Annotated in this window: 17 protein-coding genes; 6 read left to right on the top strand and 11 right to left on the bottom strand. The window is 40.4% G+C overall.

The features are described 5' to 3' along the window. Window positions 1-269: 269 nt before the first annotated feature. Window positions 270-659, bottom strand: a complete 390-nt coding sequence (locus EDC41_RS05610; protein ID WP_006251941.1) for a Cu(I)-responsive transcriptional regulator — start codon at window positions 657-659, stop codon at window positions 270-272. Window positions 660-732: 73 nt separating this feature from the next. On the opposite strand from EDC41_RS05610, the gene EDC41_RS05615 reads away from it, so the two are divergent. Then, window positions 733-933, top strand: a complete 201-nt coding sequence (locus EDC41_RS05615; protein ID WP_006251942.1) for a heavy-metal-associated domain-containing protein — start codon at window positions 733-735, stop codon at window positions 931-933. Then, a complete protein-coding gene (locus EDC41_RS05620; protein ID WP_006251943.1) occupies window positions 933-3077 on the top strand; it encodes a heavy metal translocating P-type ATPase in 2145 nt (714 codons plus the stop codon). The genes EDC41_RS05615 and EDC41_RS05620 overlap by 1 nt, the downstream gene beginning before the upstream one ends. A 52-nt stretch (window positions 3078-3129) precedes the next feature. On the opposite strand, the gene truA is transcribed toward EDC41_RS05620, so the two are convergent. Further along, window positions 3130-3915, bottom strand: a complete 786-nt coding sequence (gene truA, locus EDC41_RS05625) for a tRNA pseudouridine(38-40) synthase TruA (RefSeq protein ID WP_031200754.1) — start codon at window positions 3913-3915, stop codon at window positions 3130-3132. A gap of 72 nt (window positions 3916-3987) precedes the next feature. After that, window positions 3988-4677 (bottom strand): GTP cyclohydrolase I FolE, encoded by a 690-nt coding sequence (gene folE, locus EDC41_RS05630; protein ID WP_006251945.1) that lies wholly within the window; start codon window positions 4675-4677, stop codon window positions 3988-3990. A gap of 100 nt (window positions 4678-4777) precedes the next feature. Here folE and EDC41_RS05635 point away from each other — a divergent pair, with 100 nt between their 5' ends. Further along, window positions 4778-5485 carry a 3-deoxy-D-manno-octulosonic acid kinase gene (locus EDC41_RS05635; protein WP_006251946.1) on the top strand — a complete coding sequence of 236 codons (708 nt, stop codon included), beginning with the start codon at window positions 4778-4780 and terminating at the stop codon, window positions 5483-5485. Window positions 5486-5539: 54 nt separating this feature from the next. Here EDC41_RS05635 and apbC read toward each other — a convergent pair whose 3' ends face one another. The 4 genes from apbC to EDC41_RS05655 form a co-directional block, all read right to left on the bottom strand. Then, window positions 5540-6637 (bottom strand): iron-sulfur cluster carrier protein ApbC, encoded by a 1098-nt coding sequence (gene apbC / locus EDC41_RS05640; protein WP_006251947.1) that lies wholly within the window; start codon window positions 6635-6637, stop codon window positions 5540-5542. Further along, on the bottom strand, window positions 6634-8187 hold the full coding sequence (locus tag EDC41_RS05645) for a peptide ABC transporter substrate-binding protein (RefSeq protein WP_006251948.1): 1554 nt from the start codon (window positions 8185-8187) through the stop codon (window positions 6634-6636). The genes apbC and EDC41_RS05645 overlap by 4 nt, the downstream gene beginning before the upstream one ends. A gap of 25 nt (window positions 8188-8212) precedes the next feature. Continuing rightward, the gene (locus EDC41_RS05650) at window positions 8213-8863 is read right to left on the bottom strand and encodes a YchE family NAAT transporter (protein WP_006247833.1); all 651 of its coding nucleotides are present in this window, start codon (window positions 8861-8863) and stop codon (window positions 8213-8215) included. 121 nt (window positions 8864-8984) lie between these two features. Further along, the gene (locus tag EDC41_RS05655) at window positions 8985-10856 is read right to left on the bottom strand and encodes a SurA N-terminal domain-containing protein (protein WP_006251950.1); all 1872 of its coding nucleotides are present in this window, start codon (window positions 10854-10856) and stop codon (window positions 8985-8987) included. A gap of 181 nt (window positions 10857-11037) precedes the next feature. On the opposite strand from EDC41_RS05655, the gene rpsO reads away from it, so the two are divergent. Both rpsO and EDC41_RS05665 read left to right on the top strand, forming a co-directional pair. Next, window positions 11038-11307 carry a 30S ribosomal protein S15 gene (gene rpsO / locus EDC41_RS05660; protein WP_005597777.1) on the top strand — a complete coding sequence of 90 codons (270 nt, stop codon included), beginning with the start codon at window positions 11038-11040 and terminating at the stop codon, window positions 11305-11307. A gap of 71 nt (window positions 11308-11378) precedes the next feature. Beyond that, on the top strand, window positions 11379-12248 hold the full coding sequence (locus tag EDC41_RS05665; RefSeq protein ID WP_006247835.1) for a DUF808 domain-containing protein: 870 nt from the start codon (window positions 11379-11381) through the stop codon (window positions 12246-12248). An 89-nt stretch (window positions 12249-12337) separates the two neighbouring features. Here EDC41_RS05665 and EDC41_RS05670 read toward each other — a convergent pair whose 3' ends face one another. From EDC41_RS05670 to hemC, 4 genes are read right to left on the bottom strand one after another with little or no spacing between them, the layout of a single operon-like run. Continuing rightward, a complete protein-coding gene (locus EDC41_RS05670) occupies window positions 12338-13603 on the bottom strand; it encodes a heme biosynthesis protein HemY (RefSeq protein ID WP_006247836.1) in 1266 nt (421 codons plus the stop codon). 18 nt (window positions 13604-13621) lie between these two features. Then, complete coding sequence (locus tag EDC41_RS05675; RefSeq protein WP_006251732.1) at window positions 13622-14932, bottom strand: uroporphyrinogen-III C-methyltransferase; 1311 nt, start codon at window positions 14930-14932, stop codon at window positions 13622-13624. Between the two features lie 11 nt (window positions 14933-14943). Beyond that, a complete protein-coding gene (locus tag EDC41_RS05680) occupies window positions 14944-15708 on the bottom strand; it encodes a uroporphyrinogen-III synthase (RefSeq protein WP_006251731.1) in 765 nt (254 codons plus the stop codon). Further along, complete coding sequence (gene hemC, locus EDC41_RS05685) at window positions 15708-16643, bottom strand: hydroxymethylbilane synthase (protein ID WP_006247839.1); 936 nt, start codon at window positions 16641-16643, stop codon at window positions 15708-15710. The genes EDC41_RS05680 and hemC overlap by 1 nt, the downstream gene beginning before the upstream one ends. A 298-nt stretch (window positions 16644-16941) precedes the next feature. On the opposite strand from hemC, the gene adhE reads away from it, so the two are divergent. Further along, entirely contained in the window at window positions 16942-19551 is a 2610-nt protein-coding gene (gene adhE / locus EDC41_RS05690; protein WP_006251730.1) for a bifunctional acetaldehyde-CoA/alcohol dehydrogenase, read from the top strand. The last annotated feature ends 37 nt before the right edge of the window (window positions 19552-19588 follow it).

The raw sequence follows: 19588 nt of genomic DNA on the forward strand, positions 1-19588 counted from the left end.
TTTTGTTTAGATTGATTTTTGACACTCATATTCTAAACGGGAAACTCTCACTTTTTAGAGTGAATTGTCAGATCAAGTCTGATCTTCTACAAATATTTAGTGAAATATGACCGCTCGTATAGCTATTTATAGCTTCCACTCTCCGCCAATTTTTTAGAAACGTCATCATTGAGTCCATCTTATTGTGAAGCAAATAAGGTTCGTTTTTGATTATTTGTCATAATTTTTACCTATAGACTAAAGTCATTCTATTTTACTGCATTTTTAGCTTAATGATCCCTCAACCCATTCAAAATTGAACACTCAGGACTGTTGTTGCCACAGCAAGTACGGCTCCAGCTTCTGAGTAATTTAAGCATTTCGTTTAAGTCATTTATTTTTTGTTCCAGCTCTGCAATATGTTGCTCGGTGAGCTGTTTTACCTCTCGGCTGGTGCGGTTTGGGTTGTCGTTTAGTTTCAATAATTCGGCAATTTGCACAAGTGAAAAGCCGACTTTTCTTGCATTACCAATGAAGAACAATCGGTCTAAATCCGCTTCATTATAAAAACGATAACCCGATTGTGTGCGAGCTGGAACCGGGAGCAGTCCTGCTTTCTCATAGTCTCGAATTTGTTTGGTAGATAGCCCTGTTTTTTCGGCGGCTTGGCTAATGTTCATATTCCCTCTTGACTTTAACCTAAGGTTAAACCTTATTATATCCTCGAATAACCACTCAACATAGGAGAAAATAATGGCAATCAAATTACAATTAGACGGATTGCATTGTGGTAACTGCGTGAAAAGTGTCGAAAAGGCTTTAAATGACGTTTCGGGAGTAACGCAAGCTATCGTAACCTTAGAAAATCAAACAGCGGTAGTTGAAGGCGAAGTTTTGGCTGAAGATTTAATTGCAACAGTTGAAGATATTGGTTTTGGAGCGAAATTAGCATAATGACCGAACAACAGCTTTTAATTGATGGAATGCACTGTGCTGCTTGTGTTCGCCGAGTTGAGAAAGCATTGCTTAAAGTAGAAAACGTCAGTTTTGCCTCTGTTAATCTTGCTGATCAAACCGCTTTTGTGCAAGGAAATGCTAATTCAGAAGCATTAATTGCCGCTGTTACTAAAATTGGTTTTGGGGCAGAGATATTAGAAAGCGAGGAAGAGCGTAGAGCCAAGCTGCAAGCTCAAACTAAACGTGTGCTAAGCCATAAGCGTACACAATTTATCGTGGCTCTTGTTGCAGGCTTTGCGTTGATGGTGTTTGGCTTTTATAAGGGTATGCAGATTACCGAAAACAATCGCTCGCTTTGGCTTGTTTGGTCTCTCATCACGCTTGCTACAATGTATTTTTCGGGCAGAGAATTTTTTTCAGGGGCTTATAACGCCCTTAAAAATAAATCTGCCAATATGGACGTGTTAGTCGCCATAAGCACAGGCACGGCTTGGCTTTATTCATTTTGGCTTACGCTGTTTCCACAGCCAAATGCTCACGTCTATTTTGAAGCGAGTGTGATGATTATCGGCTTTATCAATTTAGGCAAATACCTTGAACTTAAAGCCAAGCAACGCTCTTCCCTTGCATTGGAAAAATTGCTCGATCTCGCCCCGAAACAAGCGGTCATTTTTGAAGAAAATATTGCAAAAACTATTCCAGCCAAAGGCATTAAACCTGAAATGCGAGTGCAAGCCTTAACGGGTGATCGCCTAGCGGTTGATGGCATTTTAGAAAGTGGCTCAATTTGGGTTGATGAATCAATGCTGACAGGCGAAGCCTTGCCGATTGAGAAAAAAGTAGGCGATAAAGTCCGAGCTGGCACGCTGGTGCAAGATGGTTCAGGGGTTTATATTGCCGAGCAAGTTGGTTCTCAAACTGCTTTAGCTCGTGTGATTCATGCCGTTCGCCATGCCCAAAGTAGCAAACCACCACTTGCTCAATTTGTTGATAAAGTCGCCGCTGTATTTGTGCCTGTAGTTGTTTCTATTGCATTATTTGCTGCTTTAATTTGGCTTCTTGTCGGGAAAGATTTCGCCTTTGCACTTTCCATTTTTACCACCGTGCTGATTATTGCTTGCCCTTGTGCCTTAGGGTTAGCCATTCCGCTTTCAACCATTGCAGGGGTAGCTCGTGCGGCTGAATTCGGTGTATTAGTGAGAAATATTCAAGCCTTACAAGCAGGGAGTGAAATTGATACTCTAGTTTTCGATAAAACAGGCACGCTCACCACAGGGCAAATGGAGGTTACGGAAGTTATTACCTTCAATAATTTTGATAGAAATGATTTGATTACTCTTACCAAAAGTTTAGAGCAGCACGCCTCTCACCCCATTGCGAAAGCGATTGTAAAATTTGCGGAAAATTATCCCTCTCTTGATGTCAATGAAATTCAAGTGGAGAAAGGATTGGGCATTCGAGGCAAGGTGGGAGAAGATAGAGTTAAAATCGGCAATGCCTCATTTGTAAATTTTTCGGAAAAAACAACCGCTTGTACTGCCACACTTATCTATATTGCAGTTAATGATGAAATAATTGGCAGAATTTCGGTGCAAGACCAACTTCGCCCTGAAGCGAAAGAAACAATTCAACGGTTCCAAGCTGAAGGTTATCAATGCCTAATGCTTACAGGCGATCGCCAAGAAACCGCTGATTATTTTGCCAAAGAGCTGGGCTTAAATGGCGTGATTGCTGAAGTCTTACCCGAACAAAAAGCGGAGAAAATTCGAGCGTTGCAAGCAGAAGGAAAAAAAGTGGCGATGATTGGCGATGGCATTAATGATGCCCCAGCCCTTGCTCAAGCGAATGTGGGAATTGCAATGCATAATGGATCAGATATTGCGGTGGAAACCGCCGATCTTTCTCTGATGAAAAGCGGATTAGCACTTGTAAGCCAAATTTTACCCTTCTCAAAACGAGTGCTAAAAAATATGAAACAGAGCCTGCTAGGTGCATTCATCTACAATGTGGTTGCGATTCCTGTGGCAGCAGGAATGCTTTATCCGTTTACTGGTTGGCTGCTCAATCCAATGATTGCTGCGATTGCGATGACATTGTCCTCCATTACAGTGGTGCTGAATAGCCAAAGACTGTTGAAATAATTCAAGCGGTTGGATTTGCAAAAAAATTTACAAACTCAACCGCTTGTCTTAATTAATCCGCCAAAAACAGCGGCCCAAGAGGTGTTTGGGGAATGCCGAAATGTTCAGGGTAATGCACCTCAACCAAATATAGCCCCTCAGCTTTCGCTGTAGGGGCAGCTTTTTCCCGATCACGTTGTTCCAGCACCCATTTTGCCCATTCCACAGGCTGCTTGCCCTGCCCGATTTCGAGCAACGTTCCTACAATATTGCGTACCATATGATGCACAAAGGCGTTGGCTTGAATATCAACAATCACATAATTGCCTTGCCGAGACACATTCAAATGATGAATATTCCGCCACGGCGTATTAGATTGACATTTAGCAGCACGGAAAGAGGAAAAGTCATTCTCGCCCAGCAAATACTGCCCTGCTTGGTGCATTTTGCGTTCATCAAGGGGAAAGTGAAAGTGGGTAACACCTTTAGGTAAAATTGCCGACCGCAGTTTTTGGTTAAAAATAATATAGCGGTAACGACGGGCGGTGGCACTAAAACGGGCGTGAAAATCCTCATTCACCGCTACCGCCCATTTCACCGCAATATCATCGGGTAAATGAGCGTTAGTGCCGAAACACCAGCTTTGTAACGGGCGGTTTGCTTGCGTTTCAAAATGCACGACCTGCCCAGTGCCGTGCACACCGGCATCGGTTCTGCCGGCACAAAACACCTCCACCGGCGAATTGGCAACAACCGACAACGCCTGCTCTAGCTGTTGTTGCACGCTCTCTACCGCTTCTTGTCGTTGCCAGCCAAAATAACGGCTGCCGTCATATTCAATACCTAATGCTATTTTCATTTCAACCTCAAGCACCTGATGCAAAATATAAGGGCGAAAAATTTTCGCCCCCACAGTAATTGATATTTGCAATTATTTATTCAATAAACCTAAAAATTCTTTACGGGTTTCTCGATCTTCTAAGAAAACACCGCCAAATGCAGAAGTTACCGTATAGCTATTGGTGTCTTTTACACCACGGCATTTCACACAAAAATGGGTCGCTTTCACATAAACTGCGACATCGTCCGTTTCTAAAATGGTCTGAAATGCAGTTAAAATCTGTTCGGTAAAACGCTCTTGCACCTGCGGACGTTGGGCAAAAAACTGCACGACACGGTTGATTTTCGAGAGTCCAATCACCCATTTTTTCGGGTAATAGGCTACCGCCACTTTACCGTCAATAGTGACAAAATGATGCTCACAGGTAGAAGTTAAAGTAATATCGTCCACCAGCACCATTTCACTGACTTTCATTCGGTTTTCAATATTGGTAATTTTCGGGAAGGTAGCATAATCAAGCCCGCTGAAAATTTCATCGACATACATTTTCGCCAAGCGATGAGGCGTTTCTTCCAAACTGTCATCGTTCAAATCTAAACCGAGCAATTCTAAAACTGCCTGCATATGCTGCTGGATTTCTGCACGGCGGCTGGCTTTATCTTTAGTATGAGCAACAGTCGGAGTTTCAATGCCTTTTGCCAACAAGGCTTGGCGAACTTTTTGAGCCTCCGGCGAAAGCGTGTTTTCTGTGATAGTTAATTCGGGCGAGATCGTTGTCATTGGTTTTCCTCTCAAATGTAAGCGGAATATTCTAACAAATTGACATCAAAAAAAATAGCTCTAAAATGAGCTATTTCAGCCATAAACACCCTCTTTATTTATGCAAAATATACAGTATCTCTTTAATGCCGACCTAATTCCCGAACATCAAGCTGAATTTGTGCAGTCTCTCTTAACTTGCAAAAATTTTGACAATTCCGACCGCTTGCTAGGTTTCTCAAAAGGGCGAGGTGCGACTTGGTTTTTAGATACCTCTGCCGAACTAGGTATCAATGTAGTGCTTCGCCATTATTATCGTGGCGGCTTGTTCGGTAAAATCATCAAAGACAGTTACTTTTTTACCCGTTTTGAAGCCACCCGAGCTTATAAAGAATTTTTCTTACTGCAACAAATGTTAGCTTGGGGCTTACCTGTGCCTCGCCCAATAGCGATCAAAGTAGAAAGAAATTTTTGTTGCTATCGTGCCGACATTATGCTCGAAAAGCTAGAAAACACACAAGATTTAAGCAAAATCTTGCAATCCCATTCTTTATCGAACGAACAATATGAGCAGATAGGGAAACTGATTCGCAGTCTGCATAACCATCAAATTCACCATTCCGACTTAAATATCCATAATATTTTGCTTGGTAATGATGGCAAATTTTGGCTGATTGATTTTGATAAATGCGGCATTGAGCCGGGCGAAAATTGGAAGCAAAATAACCTAGACCGCCTGTTACGCTCGTTTAAGAAAGAACAAGGGCGATTAAATATTTTCTTCAGCGAAGAAAATTGGCAGGCTGTTTTGAGAGGATATACTCTCTAAGAAACAATAATGGCACAAGCTTAGAAACTTGTGCCATCAAATCATCAACATTAACTACTTCACTTCACGAATCATAATTTCAGACGGAATCACACTGCCTTGCCAGTAAAGTTCAGAAGCTACTTTTTCCGCTAATGCGAGGTAGGCTTGGCTGATTTCGTGTTCCGGAGCTGCCACCACCGTTGGCACACCGCTATCTAAATCTTCACGCAGACGAATATGTAGTGGTAATTGTGCTAACACTTTAGTGCCATATTTTTGGGCGATTTTTTCCGCTCCGCCGGTGCCGAAAATTGCCTCATGGTGTCCACAGTTTGAGCAGATATGCATTGACATATTTTCAATCACCCCAAGCACTGGTACTGAGACTTTCTCAAACATTGAGATCCCTTTAATCGCATCTAATAAGGCAATATCTTGTGGGGTTGTTACTACCACCGCACCGGTCACCGGAATTTGCTGTGAAAGCGTAAGCTGAATATCACCCGTACCCGGTGGCATATCAATGACCAAGTAATCCAATTCATTCCACCAAGTTTCATTTAAAAGCTGACTTAACGCACTGCTTGCCATCGGGCCACGCCAAATGGTGGCGTTATCTTCTTCCATTAAATAGCCGATAGAATTAGATTGCAAGCCGTGAGCGGTAATCGGCGTGATGTGCTTGTTATCAGGAGAAGTTGGACGTTGGTCTTTTGCTCCCAACATATGCGGAATAGATGGGCCGTAAATATCCGCATCTAAAATCCCCACTCTTGCCCCTTGTGCTCGTAAGGCTAAAGCAAGATTAACTGAGGTCGTTGATTTCCCTACCCCACCTTTTCCTGAAGTGACCGCAATGATATTTTTTACCCCATTGACTGCCGGGTGTTTATTCGCCCGTTTTAAGGTCGCAATTTGGTAATTTAATACCCATTTTACACCGCTTGCACCTGTTACTTGCTTTAATTTAGCCTCTGTTTCGGCTTTTAAGGTTTCAAAACCACTGTTCCACGCAAATGGCATCGTGATTTCAATTCTAAGAATATCGCCCCCTAATTCTGCTTTTTTAAACGCATTAAGGGCAATTAAATCTTTCTGTAAAGTCGGGTGGGAAAATTGTTGCAAGATTGCTTTAATTTCAACAAGTTGCTGTTCATTTACTTGGTTCATTGGTTATCCTTGTTTGCTAAATTGCGTTTTAAATCTTTGCTATAAATTACTTCGCTATCGTTATTCAAATCAATACCCAAAAGGGAGGAAACAATCCCAACCCGATGATGGTATTGAAATAATGGCAATACGGCAACATCGCTATAAAGCTGCTCGCTAATTTCTTGAATAAGTGACTCTCTCGCTTCTGCACTAAGCGTTTCTGTTTGTAAACGATTTAATTTTTGATCGACTATCTCACTTTTATAGCCGGAATGATTATCCGGGCTCATTGAATGAAACTTCTGCAAAAATACAATCGGATCAGGATAATCTGCACACCAGCCTGCTCGTGCTATCTGATAATCTTTTTGTCCCCTTACTTTATTTAAAGTCTGCCAATCAACCATTTTAGGTGTAATATTAAATAATTCTGATTGAGAAAGGGCTCGAGTAACTTGGTTAGCAATATTAATATTAATGCTATTCTCATCATATAACAAAGTCAGCTTTAAAGGATTATAAGGGCTAATTCCTGCTTTTGTTAATAGCTGCTCAACCACAACAGGATTCCAACGCTTTTCTCTATCTTTTACTAAGCTATGTGGAATTACAGACTGACTCGGAACCCCATATTCTTGCCCAATATTTGCTGAAGCCACCATTGTCCTTATTGCTTCACGAATCTCTCGTTTAGCTAATAATGGATCATCAAAATTGAACTCATAGTAATAAGAGCACAAACACGGAAATTTCACGATATTCGTTTTTTTATTTAATAAAGGATTCTCGACAATATCAAAAGCAGAGCAGTTTTGGATAGTTGTAATTAAATCATACTCTATAGTTTGAAAGGGAATTTCTTGGGTTCGAGCCTTTAACACCATTTTTTGAGCATCTAGTTTCTCGAGACGGTAAGACGCATTGCTCACGAAGTTATCTATGGTTGGAGCAATCCCTTGATAAGTAGGTAATAATGTGGAATGTGCCAGCATTTCAGGCAATTGGTGATTTGGGTGATTTAGCCGAATTCTCAATGTATGCGCATTTAATGCCTCTACACCGAGTTCTTCAACTGACTTTATTTGCTCTTCAATCGCTTTTGCATTTTCTATACCCATATAGATGAGATATTTAGACAATACAGAATGATTTTGAGGATCTATTAAACGTCGCCAGCTTGCTACAAAATCTTGTGCAGTCACAGGTTGGCCATTAGACCACACAGCTTTCTCATCTAAAATAAACAACCACTCTTTTTCATCTTCAGTAAACCAATTCTGAGCAATGGCCGGAACGACATCACCTTTTCTGTTGTAGGCCATTAAACCGACTAATAGATCTCTTAAAGGAGCAGCATCTGCAGAAGCTTTAATTTTATGTGGGTCGAGTTGAAATACAGCAGAATAAATTGCACGTTTGAGTAAAGTATCACTCTGCCGGTTTTCTACCCAGACAGATTGAATGGATTGAGGGCAAATTAATTGATCACAAGATGTAATAAGCAGAATGCAAGCGGTAACTTTTGCAATTTTTTTTACAAATGTAACCGCTTGTAAGGATTTCAACATAAACTCCCCAAAGGTTAATTAAGATTTATTTTACAAGAAGCACAGGAAATAAAGTTGTAATTCCTGCCACAATAATTTCAATTCCCAGCGCCATTAAAATCAGCCCCATGATACGAGTAACGACATTAGATCCTGTTTTGCCTAATTTTTTCACCAAAGGGGCTGAATAGCGGAATAAAATATAACAAATTAATGCAAATACAATAATCGCAATGCTAAAGCCAACATAGTCTTCCCAAGTATGGTAGCGGGTTCCCCACACAATGGTTGAGCCAATTGCCCCTGGTCCTGCCATAATCGGCATTGCTAATGGCACGACACCGATATTTTCGTATTCAGTAATATCTTCATTTTTCTCTTCTTTATTTTGTTTGTGTTCACCTAATTTACCGCTAATCATCGTCATCGCAATGCTTACAATCAAAATGCCACCAGCTACTCTAAAAGAGCTAAGTGAAATGCTAAACGCATTGAGAATCAGATTACCAAAATAGAGGCTGACTAATAAAATTACTCCAATAGAAACAGCGGTGATTAAGCTGGTGCGATTTCTTTCCCCCTCATATTGGTGAGCGGTCATACTGAAAAAAATAGGCAAGGAACCAAAAGGATTGACTATAGCAAATAGACCAATGAAGAATTGGAGGTAGATGGCAAAATTAATAATGATATCCACAAAAACTTTCTCAAACAACAGTGTTTCGGGCGCTATTATATCGGTTAATCAAGGTAGATACAAACCAAAAGCACCCAGCCTAAAGGACGGTTGGGTGCTTTTTGATAAAATGAAAGGCTTGTTAGTGTGACGAACGTTGCTGCATAAAATCTTCATTTACCTCAATTGAAGCTTTTGCACGTAGCGATTGTAAGAATTCATTACGTAAAATTAAACGATTAGCTTGTTCAAATTGTGGCGCCAATGTCTTAAACTGTTCAGCATTCCCTTCCGTAATGTTATCTAAGGCAACAATAACTACATCGCCCTTTTGATTACGTGCCATTTGATAAGTCGTTTTATCTTGCGCCTTTTTCATTGCGAAAATCGTTCCAGCCAATACCGGGTTTTCTACTTCTGCTTGCATATAAACTAAAGTTTGTGGCGCATTAAATTTCACGTCCACTGATTTCCCTTCATTCAAGGCTTTTACATTTTCTTCTACTTTCGCCAGCAACGCTTTTTCCGCTTTTTCTGCCTTCACAAAATTTTCAACTGCTGCTTTTGCTTCATCAAAAGTTTGTGGACGTTCTGCATCATAATCACTCACTCTCACAAACAATGTCTGTGGATTTGCATCATTCCCAACATCTAAAGCATCAGAATTTTGTTTATTTTGGCGTAGCTCTCCTTCAAACAAAACTTTTAATACTTTCTCATTTTGTAAAGCAGTAGGTACGTTTTCACGGGTAAACAGATCCGTTTTTTGCAGTTCCACATTACCGGCTTTCGCAACTTCTTCAAGTGAAGAATTATTCTCAAAGGCTTTATTTGCCATTTCGCGCGCAACTGTAGAATACTCAGTTAACACTAATTCTTGGCGAATAGTTTGGGCAATTTTATCTTTCACTTGTGCTAACTCAATCACTTGCTCAGGTTTACGCTCCAATACTTTGATGATATGGTAAGCATTATCCACTTTCACCGCTGCACTCATCTGGCCGGCAGTTAAATTTGCTACAGCATCTTCAAAAGCTTTCGGGAAAGTGCCAGCTTTTGCCCAACCTAGATCACCACCATTATTTGCTGATAAAGTATCGCTAGATTTGTTTTTTGCCAAAGTAGCAAAATCTTCCCCATTTTTGAGCGCTTGCTCAATAGCCTGTGCTTCCGCTTCACTAGCGACTTGAATATGAGCTAAATGGGCTTCACCTTTAGTTACATAATCGGCTTTATTGCGATCATAGTAAGTTTGAATTTGCTCATTGGTAATCTCAACTTTGCTTTCCACATCTTTTGGAGAAAGAGTAACGTACTCAACCGCTAATTTTTCAGGTGCTAATAATTTAGTTTTATTTGCTTCGTAATAGGCTCGCAATTCTTGCTCGGAAGCGGTCTGATTTTCCATTTCTTTTGCAACTGAAAATTCGGCTAAACGCACTTCACGTTGTTGCAACAGTAATTTTGCTAACAATGCCTGCTGTGCCGGTACATTAAAATCACTATTGATAATCCCCTCTTGTAGCTGGGATTGCAACATACCTTCCTGCACAATCGCTGCATAGCCATCGGCACTTAAATTATTGTGGCGTAATGTTTGTTGGTATAACTCGTTACTGAATTTACCATCTTGTTGAAACATCTGGCTGTTTACAATTTCAGATTTGATTTGATCAGCACTAATACCTAGTTTTAACTCTTTTGCATACTGGCGCAGAAGCTCTTCATCAATTAATCCATTTAATACCGATTGATTAAATTGAGCAGCATACTCCGGGCTATCCATTAAATCCCAAAAGCGACTCCCCAGTTCAACATTTAATCTATTTTGCTCACGATTAAGCGTGTTATTAAATAATTGCTGACTAATTTCTTCCCCATTTACTTTCGCTACAGAATTATCTTGTGAAATCAATCCTGTCCCAATTCCACCGATTACAAATGAAATAGAGACTAATGCAAAAATAATTTTAAAGACCGGCCCATTTGTCCGCTCGTGCATTTTTTCAATCATTTAAAAATTCCTAAATTACTCAAAAATTGTCGCTGATTATACTCTTTCTCAAATGAGAAATAAACTTGCAAATTTTTATTGAAATTTAACCGCTTTCTCTTTAAAATTCACAGTCCCTGTCGTAGCTGAGTTAGAGATCGGCTATTGATGTATTATCAACCCTTAACAAAAGGAAATTAAAATGTCTCTAAGCGTAGAAGCAAAAGCAAAAATCGTTGCTGAATTTGGTCGTGATGCAAAAGACACTGGTTCTTCTGAAGTTCAAATTGCATTATTAACTGCACAAATCAACCACTTACAAGCACACTTTGCTGAGCATAAAAAAGATCACCACGGTCGTCGCGGTTTATTACGTATGGTTTCACGCCGTCGTAAATTATTAGACTACTTAAAACGTACTGATCTTGCTAAATATTCGGAAACTATCGCACGTTTAGGTTTACGTCGCTAATTTCAAATATTAGATATGAGAGCCGAGCTGAAAAGTTCGGCTTTTTTATAAATTTTATTCGAGGAAAAAATATGGCTTTTGCGTCATTATTTACATTATTAGACGATATTGCTGCCGTGCTTGATGATGTATCGATCATGACTAAAGTGGCTGCTAAGAAAACAGCAGGCGTAATCGGTGATGATCTTGCCTTAAATGCTAATCAAGTCAGTGGAAAGAATGTGGTGCCAGAACGAGAACTACCGATTGTTTGGGCTGTAGCGAAAGGCTCATTAATCAATAAAGTGATCTTGATTCCACTAGCGTTGCTGCTATCGGTCTTTTTACCGCAGGCTATTATCCCGCTATTAATGATAGGCGGTGCATATTTATGTTTTGAAGGCGTAGAGAAATTACTCCATCGTCTATTACATAAAAACAATCAAGCTCATTCTGATGAAACCGAAACCCTTTCTGAAAAAGATAAAATTAAAGGTGCAATTCGCACCGATTTTATTCTATCAGCAGAGATTATCATTATTGCGTTAGGTGTTTTGCAAGACTCTTCAACCCTAACCCAAATTTTATCTCTCTCCGCTATCGGGGTCGGAATTACCCTGTTTGTTTATGGCTTAGTTGGATTAATTGTAAAACTAGATGATATCGGTTTATGGTTAATGCAGAAAAAAAGCACATTCTCACAAGCGGTTGGAAAAGGCTTATTATTTGCAATGCCGTGGTTTATGAAAGGACTTTCTGTGATTGGTACTATTGCGATGTTCTTAGTCGGTGGTGGTATTTTTACCCATAATTTACCAATGATTCATCACTTCGTAGAACAATTCGGTATCTCTCCCCATTTTTCTACTCTGGTTGATTTTGCAGTGGGTATTGTGGTTGGTATTATTGCATGCTTAATTATTTTACCTTTGATGAAATTATTTTCTAAAAAGGCGCACTAATCCCCAAAAGCGTAGCTTTGGTTAAAGCTAGCTTTTTATCTCTTGCTATAAAAAAATAGCAGGTTTCAAGCCTGCTATTTTTTTAATTATTATAATGAGTTAGACTCAGTGGCTGTTTGCGGTAAGGCTAATGGCTCATTAACTTTAGACTGAGTAGCCATATTCACCTGTTTGAGATTTTCCTCACGAATACGGTTTGCCATTAATGTATCCCCCATCTGCTCTGCCACGTGCAGTGCCATAATACGATCATCAGCAACACATTCATCATGAGCCAATAACAATTCAAACTGAGACTTCGCTTTTTGGTATTGCCCATCTCGTGTATAAATATAGCCAAGCGCTCTAGCATAATCATCGGTATATTTAACATTCGCTTTATCTGCCCGTTTTGCTAATACTTTTAGTAGCTTACTGTCAGAATCAATTTGTAAACGGGTTAATTGCACAAATAAACCTTGTAATTGCTCATCTTCAAATTTCTTCAACGTTTCTAAAGCAATTTCTTGTGCAGATTGATGATCGTCACTATCAATTAAACGCTTGATGACACCGACACGACTATACACCGATTTACGACGACGATTTGGTTGGTTTTCCCACCAAGAAAGCAAGCCTTCCTGCCCTTCTTCCTGTAAACGCTCATCTTGTAAACCATCATCAACGAAATACTCTAACTCAGCATACTCTTCTGCAGTTAAGAAATTACGTTGGCCGATTTCAACTAATAATCTATCTAACGCAACATAAGCTCTGGATTCTTTATAAATTTGAATCGCTAAGCGTAATACCTCATCGCTATGAGGTGCAAGCTCTAGTAGGCTATCAATCGCAGTTCGGGCAGCCGGTAATTTTCCTTGTTGTAATAAAATTCGGGTTCGTACCAACTCCACTGCAACATTATTCGGTCCAGCTATTTCAGTTGCCTTAATTAAATATTTATTTGCAGCTAAATCATCACCATTTTGCTGAGCAGCTTCCGCCGCTTTAATTAAATTCAGTACAGGCTCATCTGCATGTTTTGCATTTTTACTAAAGAGTTTTTCCGCTTTTGAGTAATTCCCTTCACTCATACGCATTAAACCTTCCAGTGTTTCTTGCTGAGCTTTTTTATGCTTACGAGTTGAGAACCAGTTATAAGCTCCATTACTCATACGGCATATTTTAGTGACAATCCATTCAAGTAAATAAACTACCGCCATTGCCAACACAAAAAAAACCACAAGCATTACAATGCTCATTTCAATCACGGTAGTTGCTGTTTCAATTCTGACATAACCTTGATTTCCGGCTAAATAAGGCCCAGAGATTAGTCCAACTAATAATAAAAGCATCAAAAAGAGCGTTCTAAACATAATCTATTCTCCTTTTTATTATTGTGCTGAAGGAGGCATCGCATCTTGCTCTGCTTTTACAGGCTCTGCTTGCTCTAATTCTTTTTCAGCTTTTATTTCGACTTTCTCTATTTTTTCAGGGGTTTTATTAATTTGCTGAGCAATCACCTTTAAGCTTTGTAATGAAGTTGGAGCATCCACATAAATAGTTTGTTCTGCCAACTCATCTAGCTCTTTCAAGAAATGTTGCACATTTTCATTTGAAGTTTCAAAATAACTTCTTACCCAAGAGCCTACCGTTTGTAACGATTTTTTATAAAGTTCGCTTTGCTGGCGAGGAACAGCTAAAATCGCAATTTGTAAACGCAAGCGAATGTTTTCACGCAAATAAATTTCTTGATTCGGTGCAACAAAGGCTTTCTCATCTGCTGCATTACGTTTCGATACACGAATAAAATGATCTAAAAATGAAGCAGCACTTTTTTCTAAATTTTTCTCCCAATCCGCAAGAGAATCACTTACTTGCCCATCTTGTTTGCTATTTGAAGCTTGTTCACTTTCCAAAATCGGCAAATCATCTAATTTATTCGCTAAATTTGCGACACGCTGCATTAAGGCATTTTGATCGATCTGATGCAATGCGGTTAATGTATTTAAATCAGTTTTGATTGCCTCACGAATGTGAATCGTATTCGGTGCTTTTGATAAAACTTGATCTGCCTCTAACAATAAATTTTTCGCTGTTTCAATGTCATTATCTAACACCACTTTACGAGCCGCATTATTCAATAGGAAATCTGCCTCAGATAATAGCCAGAATGTGTTATCCGAACCAGAGGTATTATTTAGCTTTTGCAGTTGAAGCTGCAAACTACTAATTTGCTGGGTATAACCATTTTGGGCTGTTTCTAAAGCTTTAATCCGTTCTAAAGCTTTTTGATATTCCGTGACCAATTCGGCAATTTGTGCTTTTTCATTTTCGAAATTTGGCATCTCAACCATAGTTTGAGTAGTAGGCTGATTTGCTTTAGCAGATACTGCCTGAATTTGAGATTCAACCTCTGCAAACTTTTTATTTGCCATATAATGACCAGCTCCGCCAACCGCTAAAGCCACTAATAGTGCAACTAATGCCAAGCCCTTTCCGCCCGATTTTTGAACAACCACTTGTTCTTTTGGCGCTTTTTGCATTTCTGTTTGAATATCTTTCTCTATAGCTTCGTTCACTACATCTTCCTCAATCTCTTTTTTTGCAAAAGATTCCGCTGAATCGACCGCTTGTTGTGCCTCTTCTACCACCTTTTCAGCTGAATGCTCTAAATGTTCAGTTACTTTTTTAGATCTTGACATACTCGCCACCTCTAGTTAGATTTGCCCACTTTAAATAATAATGTATTCATCAAAGTTACATTATCGGCTTTATCCGATACCCTAATCTTATCTTCTTGCCAGCCCATTTGTTTAGCTATCTTTGCAATCCGCCGGCTCACTACAACCAGATCACATTCAAATAACCATGCTCTACAATCTGCTTTCGCTTGTTCATAAAGTGATCTTAAAATTTCACTACTGGTGATCACAATAGTATCTACTCCCAAGCGTTTACATAAGCTGATTTTTTCGGGAATATCATCGGTAACCGGCTCTCTACGATAACACTCCAAATATTGAATAGTTGCCCCACGCAAGACTGCAGTTTCAGCAAGTAGCTCACGCCCAGAATCGGCTCTTAGAATTAAAATAGTTTTATCAGTTAGATTCTGCATTTCAGGTAATGCCAAAACCCCCTCGCTATTTTCAAATTCTATCGGATAAATGACCGCTTGTTCAGCTTTTTCTGTTAAATATTTCGCAGTCCGTTGCCCTACCGCAAAATATTTCAAATCTGAACGAAAATGGAACCCGGTATCTACTAATGTTTTTGCAGCATAGTCCACTGCATTCGGCGAAACAACAAATACATAATCGTCTGATTTTAGCCGAGAAATAGCCGAAGGAAGCAAAGGTAATTCTTTACCGGCTTCAATCGTAAATAGCGGTTGATGAATAGCAAAAATTTGCTGTTCATTCAACATATCTACCAATTCTTGCCCCCGACTATCCGGGCGTGTGACCAACACATTCATTATTGTACGTTTTCGTTATAAACCGCAGCTAAAATTTTATCTGCACCTTGAGCAAGCAACTGTTCCGCCACCAAAATGCCTAATTGCTCCGCCTCTTGCTTATGTCCTTTTGCCGAAGCCCGAATAATTTGTGAGCCATCTAACGATCCAACTAACGCATTAAGCGTTAATTCATCGCCCTCTAATGTAGCATAACCACCAATCGGCACTTGGCAACCGCCTTGCAAACGGGTATTCATTGCACGTTCTGCCATCACGCAACAAGCGGTCGAACTATGGTTTAATTTTGCAATGTAGTTCAAAATCCGTTCATCATTGGCTCGAGTCTCAATCCCTACTGCTCCTTGACCAGCTGCGGGTAATGATTGTTCCACAGAAATATAGCTACGGATTCGCTCTTGCAAGCCTAAACGAATTAAGCCGGCAGAGGCTAAAATAATCGCATCATACTCGCCATTATCTAATTTGCTTAAGCGAGTGCCGACATTGCCTCGCAATGATTTAACCTCTAAATGCGGATATTTCGCCATTAATTGGCACTGACGGCGTAAGCTCGATGTACCGACCACAGCACCTTTCGGCAAATCTTCTAACGAATGGTAGTTGTTCGACACAAACGCATCACGGGGATCTTCACGTTCACAAATCACCGCAAGCCCCAAGCCTTCGGGAAAGCTCATCGGCACATCTTTCATTGAATGCACCGCAATATCAGCTCGATTTTCTAAAAGGGCTAATTCTAACTCTTTCACAAACAAGCCTTTTCCGCCAATTTTGGCTAATGGGGTGTCTAAAATAATATCGCCTTTCGTTACCATCGTAACCAGTTCGACAGATAATTGCGGAAAATGTTTTTCTAATTCGCTTTTTACAAAATTTGCCTGCCATAAGGCTAACGGGCTTTGACGGGTTGCAATGCGTAAAATATCTTTCATAAATTCTAAAATTAAAACATTGAGTTAATGAATTATCCTACCACTTTTTATTAGCTGAACTGCCAAAAATAATCGTGGATTTCGCTTTGCATTTAATCAAAAATCCGGCTTTTTCTCAAAATGTATCAATGTCTATATGACTAAATATTTTATAGCATATATACAACGTTAAAAAAGTTGATATAGATCAAAGCAAACATAAAACATTATTAATTTTTAACGACAAAATAACTCTTTTGGGTAATAATTTCATCAGTTAAAAAAATTATCAAATTTAAATTTTATGAGGAACCAAACTATGGCTAAAAATACGCAACCATTTGATGCCCAAGCAGAAGTGAATGAGCTTGTTGAAAAAGGCTTAAAAGCCCTTGATGAGTTTAGAAAACTCAACCAAGAACAAGTGGATTTTATTGTCGCTAAAGCCTCTGTTGCTGCCCTTGATAAACACGGTATTTTAGCAATGCACGCTTACGAAGAAACCGGACGGGGTGTGTTTGAAGACAAAGCCACTAAAAACCTGTTCGCCTGTGAGTATGTTGTCAATAATATGCGACATTTGAAAACCGCAGGGGTCATTAGTGAAGATGATGTCACCGGTATTACCGAAATTGCCGACCCTGTCGGTGTTGTCTGCGGTATCACCCCAACCACCAACCCAACCTCAACCACCATTTTCAAAGCGTTAATCGCCCTTAAAACCCGTAACCCTATCGTTTTTGCTTTCCACCCGTCTGCTCAACAATCTTCTGCCCACGCTGCTCAAATTGTGCGTGATGCCGCCGTGGCTGCCGGTGCACCGGAAAACTGTATTCAATGGATTACCCAGCCTTCAATGGAAGGTACATCTGCTTTAATGAAACACCCGGGCATTGCAACTATTTTAGCCACCGGCGGTAATGCAATGGTTGAAGCCGCTTACTCTTGCGGCAAACCGGCATTAGGAGTTGGTGCAGGCAACGTACCGGCTTATGTAGAAAAAACCGCTAAATTAAAACAAGCGGTGTATGACATTGTAATGTCAAAATCTTTCGACAACGGTATGATTTGTGCCTCTGAACAAGCGGCGATTGTAGATAAAGAAATTTACGCTGAGTTTATTAAAGAGATGCAATCTTACGGCGTCTATTTAGTGAACAAAAAAGAGAAAGCCTTATTGGAAAAATACATTTTCGGTATTGATAAAGCCAAAGATGAAAACTGCTCAGGTGCAAAACTCAATTCAGCGGTGGTTGGCAAACCGGCTGCGTGGATTGCAGAACAAGCCGGCTTTAAAGTACCGGAAAAAACCAATATTCTGTTAGCCGAATGTGCCTTTGTGGGCGAAGCTGAGCCACTTACCCGTGAAAAACTTTCGCCTGTACTGGCTCTGTTAAAATCCGACTCCACCGAACACGGTTTGGAATTGTCTGAAGCGATGGTGAATTTCCACGGTTTAGGGCATAGTGCCGCCATTCATACCGAAAACAAAGCCTTAGCCAAAACCTTTGGCGAACGGGTAAAAGCCATTCGGGTGATTTGGAACTCACCATCAACCTTTGGCGGTATCGGTGATGTATATAACTCCTTCCTGCCATCGCTTACGCTGGGCTGTGGTTCCTACGGTAAAAACTCTGTAGGTAACAACGTTAGTGCGGTAAATTTAATCAATATCAAACGTGTGGGCAGACGGAGAAATAATATGCAATGGTTTAAAGTGCCATCAAAAATCTACTTTGAGCGTGACTCAATTCAATATTTGAAATCAATGCACGATGTGCATAAAGTAATGATCGTAACCGACCGTTCAATGGTTGATCTCGGCTTTGTGGATAGAATTACCGAACAACTTCGCCAACGTCGCAACCAAGTGATGATTCAGCTCTTTACCGATGTTGAACCAAACCCAAGCCTGCAAACCGTACAACGTGGTACAGAATTAATGCGTAGCTTCCAGCCTGATACTATCATCGCACTTGGTGGTGGTTCACCAATGGATGCAGCCAAAATTATGTGGTTATTCTACGAACAACCGGAAGTCGATTTCCGTGATTTAGTGCAAAAATTTATGGATATCCGCAAACGTGCATTCAAATTCCCACAATTAGGCAGAAAAGCGAAATTTGTCGGCATTCCAACCACCTCCGGAACAGGCTCTGAAGTCACACCGTTTGCAGTAATTACCGATGGCGATATTAAATATCCGCTCGCTGACTACTCGCTTACCCCAACCATTGCGATTGTCGATCCTGCGTTAGTAATGTCTGTGCCGTCTCACGTTGCTGCCGACACCGGTTTAGACGTATTAACTCACGCTACCGAGGCTTACACATCGATTTTAGCCAACGACTATACCGACGGCTTAGCCTTGCAAGCCATTAAGTTAGTGTTTGAAAACTTGGAAAAATCGGTCAAAGAGTTTGATGAAACCGCCCGTGAAAAAATGCACAATGCTTCCACAATGGCAGGGATGGCATTTGCCAATGCCTTCTTAGGTATTTGCCACTCAATGGCACACAAAATCGGGGGTAAATTCCACACCATCCACGGTCGAACCAATGCGATTTTACTGCCACACGTTATTCGCTATAACGGCACACGCCCAACCAAAGTGGCAACTTGGCCAAAATACACCAATTATGTCGCAGATGTGCGTTTCCAAGATATTGCCAGAATGCTTGGCTTACCGGCAGAAACCCCGGAACAAGCGGTGGAAGCTTACGCCCAAGCGGTACACGATTTAGCCGTTCGTTGCGGCGTGAAAATGTCGCTTCGTGAGCAAGGCGTTGATGAGCAAGCCTTCTTGAATGCCCGCCGTGAACTTGCCCTACACGCATTTGAAGACCAATGCACACCAGCAAACCCACGTTTGGCAATGATTGAAGATATGGAAGCGATTATGACTAAAGCCTACTATGGCAAGGAATAAAGCACAATTTAATCGTTAAACTTACTAAATGGCCGCT

This window comes from Mannheimia haemolytica, assembly GCF_004342115.1.
Lineage (GTDB): Bacteria > Pseudomonadota > Gammaproteobacteria > Enterobacterales > Pasteurellaceae > Mannheimia > Mannheimia haemolytica.